The sequence below is a fragment of the Pseudomonas sp. GL-RE-29 genome (assembly GCF_019947275.1).
In the GTDB taxonomy this organism is placed as follows: domain Bacteria; phylum Pseudomonadota; class Gammaproteobacteria; order Pseudomonadales; family Pseudomonadaceae; genus Aquipseudomonas; species Aquipseudomonas fluorescens_A.
This window is the reverse complement of the sequence record NZ_JAGYGD010000046.1, coordinates 1-14,223: the sequence shown is the minus strand read 5'-3', so window position 1 is coordinate 14,223 and position 14,223 is coordinate 1. Positions and strand designations below refer to the sequence as shown.

12 protein-coding genes are annotated in these 14,223 nt (G+C 59.7%); 3 read left to right on the top strand and 9 right to left on the bottom strand.

Annotated elements, in window-relative coordinates; genetic code table 11:
* Positions 1–353 precede the first annotated feature (353 nt).
* Positions 354–1,613, top strand: a complete 1,260-nt coding sequence (locus KGB21_RS26795) for an OprD family porin (RefSeq protein ID WP_223507230.1) — start codon at positions 354–356, stop codon at positions 1,611–1,613.
* 209 nt (positions 1,614–1,822) lie between these two features.
* Here the strand turns inward: KGB21_RS26795 and pcaC are convergent, their stop codons facing one another.
* The 9 genes from pcaC to pcaR form a co-directional block, all read right to left on the bottom strand.
* Entirely contained in the window at positions 1,823–2,215 is a 393-nt protein-coding gene (gene pcaC / locus KGB21_RS26790) for a 4-carboxymuconolactone decarboxylase (RefSeq protein ID WP_034146727.1), read from the bottom strand.
* A 10-nt stretch (positions 2,216–2,225) separates the two neighbouring features.
* Positions 2,226–3,032, bottom strand: coding sequence for a 3-oxoadipate enol-lactonase (pcaD, locus tag KGB21_RS26785; RefSeq protein ID WP_223507229.1), 807 nt, complete (start codon positions 3,030–3,032; stop codon positions 2,226–2,228).
* Between the two features lie 11 nt (positions 3,033–3,043).
* Positions 3,044–4,408 (bottom strand): 3-carboxy-cis,cis-muconate cycloisomerase, encoded by a 1,365-nt coding sequence (locus KGB21_RS26780; protein ID WP_223507228.1) that lies wholly within the window; start codon positions 4,406–4,408, stop codon positions 3,044–3,046.
* A gap of 45 nt (positions 4,409–4,453) precedes the next feature.
* Positions 4,454–5,758 carry an MFS family transporter gene (locus tag KGB21_RS26775; protein ID WP_034146730.1) on the bottom strand — a complete coding sequence of 435 codons (1,305 nt, stop codon included), beginning with the start codon at positions 5,756–5,758 and terminating at the stop codon, positions 4,454–4,456.
* A gap of 178 nt (positions 5,759–5,936) precedes the next feature.
* The gene (pcaG, locus tag KGB21_RS26770) at positions 5,937–6,503 is read right to left on the bottom strand and encodes a protocatechuate 3,4-dioxygenase subunit alpha (RefSeq protein ID WP_034146731.1); all 567 of its coding nucleotides are present in this window, start codon (positions 6,501–6,503) and stop codon (positions 5,937–5,939) included.
* Between the two features lies 1 nt (position 6,504).
* The gene (gene pcaH / locus KGB21_RS26765) at positions 6,505–7,209 is read right to left on the bottom strand and encodes a protocatechuate 3,4-dioxygenase subunit beta (RefSeq protein ID WP_034146732.1); all 705 of its coding nucleotides are present in this window, start codon (positions 7,207–7,209) and stop codon (positions 6,505–6,507) included.
* Positions 7,210–7,247: 38 nt separating this feature from the next.
* A complete protein-coding gene (pcaF, locus tag KGB21_RS26760) occupies positions 7,248–8,453 on the bottom strand; it encodes a 3-oxoadipyl-CoA thiolase (RefSeq protein ID WP_223507227.1) in 1,206 nt (401 codons plus the stop codon).
* A gap of 269 nt (positions 8,454–8,722) precedes the next feature.
* A complete protein-coding gene (locus KGB21_RS26755; protein ID WP_223507226.1) occupies positions 8,723–10,069 on the bottom strand; it encodes an MFS transporter in 1,347 nt (448 codons plus the stop codon).
* Positions 10,070–10,354: 285 nt separating this feature from the next.
* Entirely contained in the window at positions 10,355–11,197 is an 843-nt protein-coding gene (gene pcaR / locus KGB21_RS26750) for a pca regulon transcriptional regulator PcaR (protein ID WP_034146735.1), read from the bottom strand.
* A gap of 686 nt (positions 11,198–11,883) precedes the next feature.
* Here pcaR and KGB21_RS26745 point away from each other — a divergent pair.
* On the top strand, positions 11,884–12,084 hold the full coding sequence (locus KGB21_RS26745; RefSeq protein WP_034146736.1) for a hypothetical protein: 201 nt from the start codon (positions 11,884–11,886) through the stop codon (positions 12,082–12,084).
* A gap of 376 nt (positions 12,085–12,460) precedes the next feature.
* Positions 12,461–13,936 carry an inorganic phosphate transporter gene (locus tag KGB21_RS26740; RefSeq protein ID WP_034146737.1) on the top strand — a complete coding sequence of 492 codons (1,476 nt, stop codon included), beginning with the start codon at positions 12,461–12,463 and terminating at the stop codon, positions 13,934–13,936.
* Positions 13,937–14,223 lie beyond the last annotated feature (287 nt).

Sequence of the window (14,223 nt, the reverse complement as noted above, 5' to 3'; positions counted from 1 at the left end):
CGCTGGCAAGCCAGCTCCCACAGTGTGAGTGTCGTGCACAAATTTTGTGGACCAGTGTGACCCTGTGGGAGCTGGCTTGCCAGCGATGAGGCATACAGGACAGCACAAAAATTACTGCAAATCTTATGTTCGATAATCGCCCAGAACCTTCTTTTAACAATTGAACCATCCAGTACATTCCCCGCACCATCCGACCCACAAAACCAAAAACAACAGGTTCGATGCCATGCCCCCGCGCCCCGCCCCGTCCGGCTGATCACGTTCGTTTATCCAGTAAATCCAAAGATTTGTCTGCAATCCCCCGATTGCGGCACGCACCGTTTCATCCCCAAGAATTAGAGAGACCCGAGCACATGACGCCTTCTCACACGCAGTATTTCGTTCCCAGCCTGATCGCCGTAGCCCTGGCCACCGCCGCCCTGCCCGCCCACGCCGAGGAGTCCGGTTTTGTCGAAGGCGCCAAGGTCAACCTGAACCTGCGCAACTTCTACATCAACCGCAACTTCACCAACCCGACCAAGACCCAGGGCAAGGCTGAAGAGTGGACGCAGAGTTTCATCCTCGATGCCAAGTCCGGTTTCACCCAGGGCGTCGTCGGGTTCGGCATGGACGTGCTGGGGCTGTACTCGGTGAAGCTTGATGGCGGCAAAGGCACCGGCGGTACGGCGCTGCTGCCGCTGGACAGTGATGGCCGCCCGGCAGACAACTTCGGTCGTACCAACGTGGCGTTCAAGGCCAAGCTGTCGCAGACCGAAGCGAAGGTGGGCGAATGGATGCCGGTGCTGCCGATCCTGCGTTCGGATGACGGTCGTTCGCTGCCACAGACCTTCCGTGGTGGTCAGATCACTTCGAAGGAAATCGACGGCCTGACGCTCTACGGCGGCCAGTTCCGCCAGAACAGCCCGCGCGACGACAGCAGCATGGACGACATGTCGATGACCGGCAAAGCGGCGTTCACCTCGGACCGTTTCAATTTCCAGGGCGGTGAGTACCTGTTCAACGAGAAACGCACCCAGATCGGTGTGTGGAATGCCGAACTCAAGGACATCTACAGCCAGCAGTTCATCAACCTGACCCACAGCCAACCCATCGGCGCCTGGACCCTCGGCGCCAACCTCGGTTTCTTCTATGGCAAGGATGACGGCAGCGCCCGGGCCGGCGAGCTGGACAACAAAACCATGTATGGCCTGCTCTCAGCCAAGTACGGCGGCAACACCTTCTACGTCGGCCTGCAAAAACTCACCGGCGACAGCCCGTGGATGCGCGTTAACGGCACAAGCGGCGGCACCCTGGCCAACGACAGTTACAACTCCAGCTACGACAACGCTCGGGAAAAATCCTGGCAAGTGCGCCATGACTACAACTTCGTCGCCGTGGGTGTACCGGGTCTGACGCTGATGAACCGCTATATCAGTGGCGATAACGTGCACACCGGCACGATCACCGATGGCAAGGAATGGGGACGTGAAAGTGAACTGGCCTACACCGTACAGAGCGGTGCGCTGAAAGACCTGAACGTGAAATGGCGCAACTCGACCATGCGCCGCGATTACAGCAACAACGAGTTCGATGAGAACCGCTTGATCATCAGCTATCCGATCAGCCTGCTTTAAAAATCAAAAGATCGTCCGAACGCGGCCCGAGCCTGCGGCAGCGCCTACAGAAATCTTCGGTGATCGCACGACCTGCGTTCACACCGATCAAAATGTGGGAGCGAGCCTGCTCGCGATGGCAATCCTCCAGACACATCAATGTTGGATGTACTGACGCCATCGTGGGCAAGCCCGCGATGGCGTCAGTCCAGGCAACAAAAATCGCGGAATCACTCCCGCGATTCAACCCCCAACTCATCCCACACCGACTCGGCCAGGTGGAACGTTGCGTTGGCCGCCGGGATGCCGCAGTAGATCGCGCTCTGCATGATCACTTCCTTGATCTCGCCACGGCTCACGCCGTTATTGGCGGCGGCGCGCAGGTGCAGTTTCAGTTCGCCTTCGCGGTTCATGCCGATCAGCATGGCGATGGTGATCAGGCTGCGGGTGTGGCGCGGCAGGCCCGGGCGGGTCCAGATGTCACCCCAGGCGTGGCGGGTGATCATTTCCTGGAACTCCGAGTTGAACTCGGTCAGGGTGGTCAGGCTGCGATCGACATGAGCATCGCCCAGTACCGCGCGACGAACGTTCATGCCCTCGTCGTAACGTTGTTTCTCGTCCACAACAATCCCCTTAATGAGCCAACAAAAACGCCAGAACGCACTCGCTGAACGCTGCGCCAGCCTGGACGTTGGACAAGTGCGCGGCGTAGAACTCAGCGTACTCGGCGCCCTGCACGTGCTGCTGAATGAAGTGCCCACCGGATGGCGGCGTGACCGCGTCTTCAGTCCCGGCAATCACCAGCAACGGCACTTTGATCGACGACAACTGATCGCGGAAATCGGCATCACGCACCGCCGCGCAGTTGGCCGCGTAACCTTCAGGCGAAGTCGCCGCGAGCATGTCGGTAATCTGTTTGGCAGCCGCCGGGTTGGCCTCGGAGAAATCCGGGGTAAACCAGCGCGCAATCGATGCATCGCGCAATGCGACCATCGCTGCCGCACCATCACGCAGCACGGTTTCGATGCGCGGGTTCCACACCGACGGATCGCCGATTTTCGCTGCCGTGTTGCACACGATCAGTTTGTTCAAGCGCTCGCCGGCATTGATACCCAGCCACTGCCCGATCAACCCGCCCATGGACAAACCGCAGAAATGCGCGCGCTCGATGTGCAGCGCATCCAGCAGCGCCAGCACATCGCGGCCCAGTTGCTCGATGCTGTACGGCCCCGGCGTCACCAGCGACTTGCCGTGACCGCGCGTGTCAAAACGCAGCACGCGAAAATGCTCGGTGAACGCGGCAATTTGCGCGTCCCACATGTGCAGGTCGGTGCCCAGCGAGTTGGACAACACCAGCACCGGCGCATCGACCGGACCGTCGACTTGCGGCCCTTGAATTTGGTAGTGCAGTTCGCCATCGGCGAGTTGTACGAAAGCCACAGCAATCTCCTTCAGGCAGTCAAAGCAGAATGTTCAGCCACCGCTCGCTCGACCCAGGTTTTGGCCTGACCGAGGTAATGGGCGGGGTCCAGCAGATGATCGAGTTCAGCCGCCGACAGCTCGGCGGTCACTTGCGGTTCGTCGCCGAGTACCGCGCGCAGATGACGCTGTTCGGCCACGGCGCGTTTGCAGCATTGCTCCAACAGGTGATGCGCGGTGTCGCGCCCGACCCGCTGCGCGAGGACGATGCTCACCGCTTCGGCGAGTACCAGGCCCTGGGTCAGATCAAGGTTGCGCGCCATGCGGTCAGCGTCCACTTCCAGCCCGTCCGTGACCAGCAGCGCTTGCTTGAGGCTGCCGGATACGAGGCAGCAAATCTCCGGCAGGGTTTCCCACTCGGCATGCCACAGACCGAGGCTGCGCTCGTGTTCCTGCGGCATGGCGCTGAACAGCGTCGAGAGCAGACCCGGCACACGCGTCGCCGCGCCGATCAATACCGCCGCGCCGACTGGATTGCGTTTATGCGGCATGGTCGAAGAACCGCCCTTGCCCGGTGCCGAAGGTTCAAAGACTTCGGCGGCTTCGGTTTGCATCAACAAACTAATGTCGCGCCCGAGTTTGCCCAGGCTGCCGGCGATCAGACCGAGTACCGACCCGAACTCCACCAAGCGATCGCGCTGGGTGTGCCAGGGTTGATCGGGCAACGTCAGTTGCAGCTCTTCGGCCAGCGCCAGGGCAACCGGCATCGCCTGCTCGCCAAGGGCCGCCAGGGTTCCGGAGGCGCCGCCGAACTGCAGCACCAGTAGACGCGGTTTGAGTTCTTGCAGGCGCTGGCGACTGCGGGTCACCGCGCCCAGCCAACCGGCGATTTTCATGCCGAGGGTGACCGGCGTCGCGTGCTGCAACCAGGTGCGCCCGGCCAGCGGCGTGGCCACATAACGTTGGGCCTGGTTAGCAAGGGTTTCGCCCAGCTGCGCCAGATCGCTGTCGATCAATTCCAGTGCGCGGCGCAGTTGCAGCACCAGACCGCTGTCCATCACGTCCTGACTGGTAGCGCCCAGATGCACATAGCGTTCGGCTGCTGCATCGCTCGCGGCGATCTGCTTGCCCAACGCCTTGACCAACGGGATCGCCGAATTACCCGCCGTGGCAATCGCTTCGCCGAGCGCGGCAAAGTCGTAATGCCCGGCCTGGCACGCCGCTTCGATGGGCGCCACCGCCGCGTGCGGAATCAGTCCGACCCGCGCTTCGGCCCGGGCCAGCGCCGCTTCAAAATCCAGCATGGCCTGAACCCGGCCCTGATCGCAGAACACTTCACGCATGTCGCGGGCAGTGAAATAGGCATCGAACAATTGATTGCCCGGTCGCTCGTTCATAAACAGTCCCTGGAGGCGCGGGCCACTCGGGCCCGCGGGTGTAGATCAAAGGTCGTGATGCAAATACTTGGCTTGCTTGGGCAGGCGCAGGCTGAACAGGAACGCGATCGCCATCATCACCGTCACGTACCAGTAGAAGGAGTTCTCCATGCCCACGGCTTTGAGGCTCAGGGCCACATATTCCGCCGAACCGCCAAAGATCGCATTCGCTACCGCATAAGCCAGGCCGACGCCCAGTGCGCGCACTTCTGGCGGGAACATTTCGGCTTTTACCAGGCCGCTGATCGAGGTGTAGAAACTGACGATGGCCAGCGCCACAGTAATCAATACAAAGGCCAAGAACGGACTGCTGACGCTTTTCAGGCTCAGCAGAATCGGCACGGTGCACAGCGTACCGAGGGCACCGAACCACAGCATCGAATTACGTCGGCCGATCTTGTCCGCGAGCATGCCGAAGATCGGCTGCATGCACATATAAAGGAACAGCGCGCCGGTCATGATGTAACTGGCGGTCTTGGCGTGCATGCCGGCGGTGTTCACCAGGTATTTCTGCATGTACGTGGTGAAGGTGTAGAAAATCAGCGAGCCACCGGCGGTGTAGCCGAGCACGGTGATGAACGCGGCCTTATGGTCGCGGAACAATGCACGGATGCTGCCGGCGTCCTTGTTTTCGCGCATTTCCTTGCTGGTGGTTTCTTTCAGCGAACGACGCAGGAACAGCGAAATCAACGCCGCTACGGCACCGACCACAAACGGAATCCGCCAGCCGTAGGCGCGCAGTTCATCCTCGCTGAGGAACTGTTGCAGGACCACCACCAGCGACACCGCCAGCAATTGCCCGCCGATCAGGGTCACGTACTGGAACGAGGCGAAGAAACCGCGCTGGCCCTTGAGGGCGACTTCGCTCATGTAGGTCGCGGTGGTGCCGTACTCGCCGCCCACCGACAGGCCCTGGAGCAAGCGGGCGAACAGCAGCATGATCGGCGCCCAGACCCCGATGTCCTTGTAGGTCGGCAGGCAGGCGATGAGCAACGAGCCGAAGCACATCATCAGAATCGAGATCAGCATCGAATTCTTGCGCCCGTGCTTGTCCGCGACACGGCCGAAGATCCAGCCGCCAATCGGTCGCATCAGGAACCCGGCGGCAAACACGCCTGCGGTGTTGACCAGCTGCACCGTGGGGTTGTCGGAGGGGAAAAAGGCCGGCGCAAAATAGATCGCACAGAAGGCATAAACATAGAAGTCGAACCATTCGACCAGGTTGCCGGACGAAGCGCCGACAATCGCGAAGATCCGCTTGTTGCGCTCTTCGCCGGTGTAGAGAGGTTCTGTAGCTGTAGTTGTTGTCATTGGTTTTCACTCAATAGGGACAGTGAGAGTCTAGACATACTTTGCAACAGTCCCGTTCCGCAGATAAATCACCCTGTAGGAGCCGGCTTGCTGGCGATGGCGGTGTGTCATTCAACATCGATGACACTGAACCACCGTGATCGCCAGCAAGCCGGCTCCTACAGGTTGCGGTGTTCGATCAATAATCGAAGAACACCGTCTCGGCATCAGTGCCCTGCAGAATCACATTCCACTGATAGACACCGCTCGCATCCTTCTTGGCCAGCAAGGTATCGCGACGCTCGGCCGGCACGCATTCCAGCAACGGGTCCGACACGTTGGCCGGCTCACCATCGAAGTAAATCCGCGTCAGCAGGTGCTTGACCAAGCCACGGGCAAACACCAGCACCACCAAGTGCGGTGCCTGAGTTGTACCTTTCAGACCTTCCACAGTACCCGGTTTGATCGTGGTGAAACGGAAACGCCCTTCGGCGTCCACCGGCACCCGGCCAAAACCTTCGAAGTTCGGGTCCAGAGGTTTTTCCTGGTCGTCTTCGGGGTGGTCGTACTTGCCGGCCGCGTTGGCCTGCCAGACTTCCAGCATCGCATCGTTAACAACGTCGCCATTGCCATCCACCACTTGCCCGGTGATCGCCACGCGCTCGCCCAGGGTTTGCTCGACGGTCAGGTCTTCGCGGTTCAGCCAGGTCAGGCCGATGTGGTAGTACGGCCCGACGGTGTGGGACGTGGTCGCAGTCAGCGTCATCTTATTTCTCCATCGGCGTGGCATCGCGGCCGCGCAAAACGATGTCCCAACGATAACCGAGGGCATAGGAAGGGATGGTTTTTTCCAGGTCGAAACTGGCGATCAAACGCTCTTTGGCGCCGGTATCGGGCACGCAGTTGTAGATCGGGTCATACGCCAGCAGCGGGTCGCCGGGGAAATACATCTGCGTGACCAGGCGCGTCAGGATGCTCGGCCCGAACAGCGAGAAATGGATATGCGCCGGGCGCCAGGCGTTGTGGTGGTTACCCCACGGATAGGCGCCAGGCTTGATGGTCTGGAACTGATACCAGCCATCGGCGTCGGTCACGGTGCGGCCGGTGCCGGTGAAGTTCGGGTCCAGCGGCGCGTCGTGCAGGTCGCGGGCATGGTTGTAGCGACCGGCGGCGTTGGCCTGCCAGATCTCCACCAGAATCCCCGGCACCGGCAGACCGTTCTCGTCCAGCACACGGCCGTGAACGATGATGCGTTCGCCCTGCGGTTCGCCTTCGTGCTGGGCGGTCAGGTCGTGGTCCTTCTCATTGATGCGCTCGGCGCCAATGGTCGGACCGGTGATTTCCGACAACGAATGCGGCAAGAACACCAACGGCTTGGACGGCGAGCGCAGGTTGGTGGATTGGTAGGTCGGGTGCAGGTACGGAGGCTGAGTGCCTTCCTGCGGGCGACGGTAACCAGGTTTGTCAGTCATGAAGCGTTCCTCAGTTTCTTATTAGTCGGCAGAGCGCGTCAGACGCGCTCGATCGCCAAGGCCAGACCTTGGCCGACACCGACGCACATGGTCGCCAGACCTTTCTTGCCACCGGTTTTTTCCAGCTGATGCAACGCGGTCAGTACCAGGCGTGCACCGCTCATGCCCAACGGGTGACCCAAGGCAATCGCGCCACCGTTCGGGTTGACCTGGGGGGCGTCGTCGGCAATCCCCAGCTCGCGCAGCACTGCCAAGCCTTGGCTGGCGAAAGCTTCATTGAGTTCGATCACGTCGAAATCACTGACGGCCAGGCCGAGGCGTTCGGTCAGTTTACGCACCGCTGGCACCGGGCCAATGCCCATGACGCGCGGAGCGACACCGGCACTGGACATGCCCAGCACTTTGGCGCGAGCGGTCAGACCGTGTTTCTTCACGGCTTCAGCCGAAGCCAGGATCAACGCCGCCGCACCGTCGTTAACGCCGGAGGCGTTGCCCGCGGTGACGGTTTTGTCCGGGCCGTTGACCGGTTTCAGTTTGGTCAGGGCTTCGAGGGTGGTGTCGGCGCGAGGATGTTCATCCTGGCTGACGACGGTTTCACCCTTCTTGTGGGCCACTCGCACTTCGACGATTTCTTCAGCAAAAAATCCGGCGGCTTGCGCCACGGCCGTGCGCTGCTGACTGCGCAGTGCGAAAGCGTCCTGATCCTCGCGGGAAACTTCGTAATCGTCAGCCACGTTGTCGGCGGTCTGCGGCATCGCGTCGACGCCGTACTGGGCTTTCATCAACGGGTTGATGAAGCGCCAGCCGATGGTGGTGTCTTCGAGCTTCATGTTGCGCGAGAACGCGGCGTCAGCCTTGCCCATCACGAACGGCGCGCGGGACATCGACTCAACGCCACCGGCAATCGCCAGCTCCATTTCGCCACTGGCGATAGCGCGGAACGCGGTGCCGATGGCGTCCATGCCCGAAGCGCAGAGGCGGTTGAGGGTCACGCCAGGAATGGTTTCCGGCAAACCGGCCAGCAGCAGCGCCATGCGCGCCACGTTACGGTTGTCTTCGCCGGCCTGGTTGGCGCAGCCGAGGAACACCTCGTCCACGGCGTTCCAGTCGACCGACGGGTTACGCTCCATCAGCGCCTTGATCGGCACGGCGGCCAGGTCGTCAGCGCGTACCGTCGACAGGCCACCGCCGAAACGGCCGATGGGGGTACGAATTGCGTCGCAGATATAAACGTCACGCATCATGCTTCTCCGGGCTTCGAGATCACGCAGGGCGGGCTCCCGTTTGTTATTTCGACGTAGTAAAAAAGGCGCCGATGCGCAGCGCCGTAATGGTTAAAGATTAAGCTCCCGGCACAGGTCAAACAATTCGATAATCGACTGAGCGTTCGCTTATCGAACACATTGTTGTCTGGCTATCGTTTTGTCGCCTGCAAAGATTGCAGCCGGCGGCAGCTCCTACAGGTGTTCGCATTCCTCTGTAGGAGCTGCCGAAGGCTGCGATCTTTTCCTAATCAGGTTGCATCCGCGTGGCTGACCAAACCCTTGACCAGCACCGCCGCCGTCGCCAATGCGGCCGGAATCACCAGTGCCGTCAGCACTTGCTCGAAATTCCAGCCCAGGCCCAGCAGAGTCGCGCCCATCCACGCACCGAGGATCGCGCCGAAGCGGCCAATCCCGAGCATCCATGACACACCAGTGGCGCGCCCTTGAGTCGGATAGAACCGTGCCGCCAGCGAAGGCATTGCCGATTGCGCACCGTTGACGCACATACCGGCCACCAGCACCAAAGTCGCCAGAATGGTGATGTTGCCCAAGCTCTGCCCTACCGCGTAGGCAAACACCCCGGCCAACAGGTAAAAAGTGCCGATGACCTTGTGCGGATTAAACCGGTCCATCGCCCAACCCACGCCCACCGCGCTCAATACGCCGCCGAACTGGAACAATGCACCGATAAACGCCGCTTGTTCCATGCTCGCGCCACTGTCACGCATCAGGGTCGGCAGCCAACTGGTCAGCAGGTAAACGATCACCAGGCCCATGAAGTAGGTCAGCCACAACAGCAAGGTGCCGACGCTGTAGGTACCGGAGAAGATCACCGCAAACACGTTGCGCGCCTTCACGGTTTTCTGTTCCGGCACGCTGAAGCTCGATGCCTGGGCCACCACCGTCGGATCGATTGGCGCCAGCGTCTTGCGTACTTTGTCGGTGCCGCGATTACGGACGACAAGGAAACGCGCCGACTCCGGCAGCCAGAACAGCAAAACCACGGTGAGGATCAACGGCAGAATCCCGCCGATCAGCAGCAGACTGTGCCAGCCGAAGGCCGGAATCAGTTTCGCTGAAATGAATCCGCCACCGGCCATGCCCAGGTTGAAGCCGCAGAACATGCTGGTCACCAGCAGGGACTTCTTGCGCTCCGGGGTGTATTCCGACAGCAGCGTCGTGGCGTTCGGCATACCGGCACCCAGCCCAAGGCCGGTCAGAAAGCGCAGGACCAACAACTGGTCGACGTTGGTGCTGTACGCGGAAGCCAGACTGAAGGCGCCGAACAGAAACACCGCCCCCACCAGTACGACTTTTCGCCCAAAGCGGTCAGCCAACGGACCGGAACCCAGTGCACCGAAGACCATGCCAATCAACGCTGCACTCATCACCGGGCCAAGACTGGCGCGATCGATGCCCCAATCCTGGGACAGCGCAGGTGCGATAAAACCCATGGCCGCCGTGTCGAGGCCATCGAGGAACACAATCAGGAAACACAGGATCACCACTCGCCACTGGTAGCGCGAAATGGGTTGGGCGTTGATGAAGGACTGCACGTCGAGGCAGTTTCCTACAGCAGACTGAGGCTGATTCATTTTTTATTCCACGCAAAAACGCAGTCGAACAGATGCCAGCCAGCGATCAGGCTGTCACAAGAAAGGGGATGTCGGGATCAGGCGATCCGGTTCCGGCAGAGATTCCGGGGAGAACAGCGACAGTCGGGGAATGTGCGCATGGGGGTGTCTCGTTTCATTATTATGGGGTCGTCGTCCGGTGCCGGATCGAAATCGACAGCGCCGGAAAACGCTGCCGCGACATTAATGAGCCAAGGGAAAGAGCGTCAATTCAGCAAACGCGACTCTGTGCGATTATCGAACACCTTAGGTAAACAACTGCGTACTGAGATCGCGACTGGCACTCAACAGACCGGGCAGGAAGCGCTGCTCCAGTTCATTGCGGCTGACCCGCCCGGCATGGGTACTGACGTTGAGGGCTGCCACCACCTGACCGGAAGCGTCGTACACCGGAACGGCAATCGAGCGTAGTCCTTGCTCCAGTTCCTGATCGACGATGCACCAGCCTTGTTGCCGTACTTCTTGCAGGCATTCGAGCAAGGCTTCGGGGGTATGAATGGTTCGACTGGTCTTGGCTTGCAGGTCAGCGTGATCGAGATATTCGTGCAATGAAGTGTCATCCAGGGCGGCAAGCAGAATCCTGCCCATCGATGTGCAATAGGCCGGCAGACGCCCGCCCACCGAAAGGTCGACCGAAATCAGGCGCTGGGTGGTCGCCGAACGGGCGATGTACAGAATGTCATCCCCTTCCAGGGTGGCCATGTTGCAGGCTTCATGCAGTTGCTCGCTCATGCGGTCCAGATAGGGCTGGGCCGAAACCGCCAGCGGCGTCGAGGACACATAGGCGTGGCCGAGGGTCAGCACTTTGGGCAGCAACGAATACGTGCGGCCGTCCGTGGTGGCGTAACCGAGTTTGATCAGCGTGTGCAGGCAACGTCTTACAGCGGCGCGGGGAATTTCCGTACGATGGCTGATCTGGGCAATGGTCAGGTGCCGTTTGCGCTCCTGAAACGCTTGCACCACGGCCAGTCCACGAGCCAGGGAGGTCATGAAATTCGGATCGCCGGTCAACGCCTGGATCCGCTTGGCAGGTGATGCAACGATCGGCGGTGCGACCGAAGCGAAGGAGTTGCGCAATTGATCGTTCATATAAGGCCTTTTTCCCACACGGATCAGCGACTATTACAAGCGGCTACCGGTCCGGTACACAAGCCCGAGCCAGAGAGATCGGGCGATTATCGAACCATCGACCGATAATCGCAATTGGCGCTTTCTGCGATTCGTCCGATTCCAAGCGGATTGCGCTGCCTGCCTTATATGTATGTGCAGATTCCAATGCCGGAGTTAAAGAGATCGATAGTTATCCAAAGTTGTTCGACTTAAGAGCGTCAGAAAAGCATCGCGGCGATGTGACATCATCCCGCCAATTTAGTTAACGGCGAATAGTTACAGGTAAAAGACATTCACACATCAGGACCCACTTTTAACTCTTTGACGATAGTGTTCTGTCAATCGCTCGCTATAATGCAAATTAGTAGCCACCCGGTTCCTTACTTACCGAATGCGCTACAGGGTAGCGTGATGTTCCATCGTCGCTGCCTCCAGCAAGCGCCTGAGGCTGACTGCATTGGCATGTCACCGCGCTCGCTGAAACAGGATACTGATGCTGCGTCAGCTATTTATCTCTGGTGTCGTGGCCGCCCTGCAACATGGAAGTATCGATCGCGCTGCCGTCAACGAGGCCTTCACCGGTCACGTCCTTTCGACGAGCGTGTTCGATACATTGCATGCAGCGCGTTTCACCAGAATTTATCTCAACTCAATCAGGTAGCACTGTGACGAAAGACGAACTGCGCGTGGAACTTGAGCGCCAGGAACAACGTTACAAGGAAGTTTACGGCGGGGAAGTCACCACCTACGCCGCCCAGCCCGAACCGGAACGCAAACCCTGGCGTAAACGCGCCACTGTTCAGGATCAGGTCTTCAAGCAAGAACTGGAAAAAATGGAAAAGGAACTCAAAGCCGAAGAGCCATGACGGCCTCGGCTTGAATCCTCGAGGGGTCTGCGCTGACACCCGTTAAAAGCGGGATGCACAAATGTTGCCTTTTGCGCCCGCTACGAGCGGGCAGCGGCCGCCTTGCTCATCTGACAGGGTAAAAGGCTCATATCTGACCCTCCTCTCAGAAATTTCATACAAGCTTTCAAACCTCACCTTCAGGTGAGCGAAAGGCTTGCGGCATCGGCCTTTCCAAAGAAATTCAATGACTTGCAACCCCAGGGAAAACAGCGGGGCTGAGGGCATGGCTGCAAGATAATTCGTTGAAGAATGTTACCGATGAGCAGCAAGTGCATCGATTCACTGTCTTTTCTGGCATAATCGCGCCCCCTTATGACCGGGTCAGAAAACCTTCATGATCGATTTATTCAGCGGACTGGATGCTTGGGTGCTTGTGAGCCTCTTGCTCGCCCTGGCTTTTGTCCTCGCCTTCGAGTTCATCAATGGATTTCATGACACCGCTAACGCGGTAGCCACTGTTATCTACACCAAAGCGATGCCGCCTCATCTGGCGGTGTTCTTTTCCGGTGTGTTCAATTTCCTCGGCGTGTTGCTGGGCGGCGTTGGCGTGGCGTATGCCATCGTTCACCTGCTGCCAGTGGAGCTGCTGATCAATGTGAATACCGGCCATGGTCTGGCGATGGTGTTCTCGTTGCTCGCCGCCGCCATCACCTGGAACCTGGGCACCTGGTACTTCGGTATCCCTGCCTCCAGTTCCCATACGCTGATCGGCTCGATCCTCGGCGTGGGCCTGGCCAACGCCCTGATCAACGATATTCCGTTGGCCGATGGCGTGAACTGGCAGAAGGCGATCGATATCGCCATGTCGCTGGTGTTCTCGCCGATGGCAGGCTTCCTGATCGCCGCGCTGATTCTGATCGGTCTGAAATGGTGGCGTCCGCTGTCGAAGATGCACAAGACGCCGGAACAGCGCCGCAAGATCGATGACAAGAAACACCCGCCGTTCTGGAACCGCCTGGTGCTGGTCATCTCGGCCATGGCCGTGAGCTTCGTGCACGGTTCCAACGATGGCCAGAAAGGTATCGGCCTGATCATGCTGGTGCTGATCGGTATCGTGCCGGCACAGTTCGTACTTGATCTGAACAGCACCACCTACCAGATCGAACGTACCCGCGACGCGACCCTGCACCTGAACCAGTTCTACCAGCGCAACGCCGACACCCTCGGTGAATTCCTGGCCCTAGGCAAAAGCGTGGAAGGCGATCTGCCGGAGAAATTCCGTTGCAACCCGCAACAGACCGAACCGACCATCACCGCCCTGCTCGGCACCCTCAAGGGTGTAGCCGACTACCACTCGCTGCCGTCGGATAGCCGCATCGAAGTCCGTCGCTACCTGCTCTGCCTGGACGACACGGCAAAGAAAGTCAGCAAGCTGCCAACCCTCGGGGCGCGTGAAAAAGCTGACCTGGACAAGCTACGCAAAGACTTGACCACCACGACCGAATACGCGCCGTTCTGGGTGATTCTGGCCGTTGCACTGGCGCTCGGCCTGGGCACCATGGTTGGCTGGAAACGCGTGGTACTGACCATCGGCGAGAAGATCGGCAAGCAAGGCATGACCTATTCCCAGGGCATGTCGGCACAGATCACCACCGCCAGCCTGATCGGCATGGCCAACATCTTCAGCCTGCCGGTATCCACCACCCACGTGCTGTCCTCGGGCGTGGCCGGTACGATGGTCGCCAACAAAAGCGGCCTGCAAGGCGGCACCGTCAAAACCATCCTGCTGGCCTGGGTCCTGACCCTGCCAGCGACGGTGGCACTGTCGGCCGGCCTGTTCTGGCTGGCTTCGAAGGCACTCGGCAGCTGACAGGCAGCCGAACGAAAAAGGCGCGCTCCGCAAGGACCGCGCCTTTTTTATTGCCAAATTTTCGCAACACCACAAATCACTGTGGGAGCGGGCTTGCCCGCGATGAGGCCATACCTTTCAACATCATTGCTGGATGATAGATCGCCATCGCGGGCAAGCCCGCTTGTATGTTTAGACTTGAAGGGGTGGGCGGGACTAAAAGCTCGATTCCGACTCTAGCCAGTACGGACCGTGGGAGACTTCTCGTCCCGCCCTTTCTACCCGAAGCGCCGATAAGGAATTCCTCG

Bases quoted from the DNA above. Each gene is read 5' to 3' on its own strand.
- KGB21_RS26795 (WP_223507230.1), top strand. From the start codon at position 354: ATGACGCCTTCTCACACGCAGTATTTCGTTCCCAGCCTGATCGCCGTA.
- KGB21_RS26780 (WP_223507228.1), bottom strand. From the start codon at position 4,408: ATGAACGAGCGACCGGGCAATCAATTGTTCGATGCCTATTTCACTGCC.
- KGB21_RS26775 (WP_034146730.1), bottom strand. From the start codon at position 5,758: ATGACAACAACTACAGCTACAGAACCTCTCTACACCGGCGAAGAGCGC.
- pcaG (WP_034146731.1), bottom strand. From the start codon at position 6,503: ATGACGCTGACTGCGACCACGTCCCACACCGTCGGGCCGTACTACCAC.
- pcaH (WP_034146732.1), bottom strand. From the start codon at position 7,209: ATGACTGACAAACCTGGTTACCGTCGCCCGCAGGAAGGCACTCAGCCT.
- pcaF (WP_223507227.1), bottom strand. From the start codon at position 8,453: ATGATGCGTGACGTTTATATCTGCGACGCAATTCGTACCCCCATCGGC.
- KGB21_RS26755 (WP_223507226.1), bottom strand. From the start codon at position 10,069: ATGAATCAGCCTCAGTCTGCTGTAGGAAACTGCCTCGACGTGCAGTCC.
- pcaR (WP_034146735.1), bottom strand. From the start codon at position 11,197: ATGAACGATCAATTGCGCAACTCCTTCGCTTCGGTCGCACCGCCGATC.
- KGB21_RS26740 (WP_034146737.1), top strand. From the start codon at position 12,461: ATGATCGATTTATTCAGCGGACTGGATGCTTGGGTGCTTGTGAGCCTC.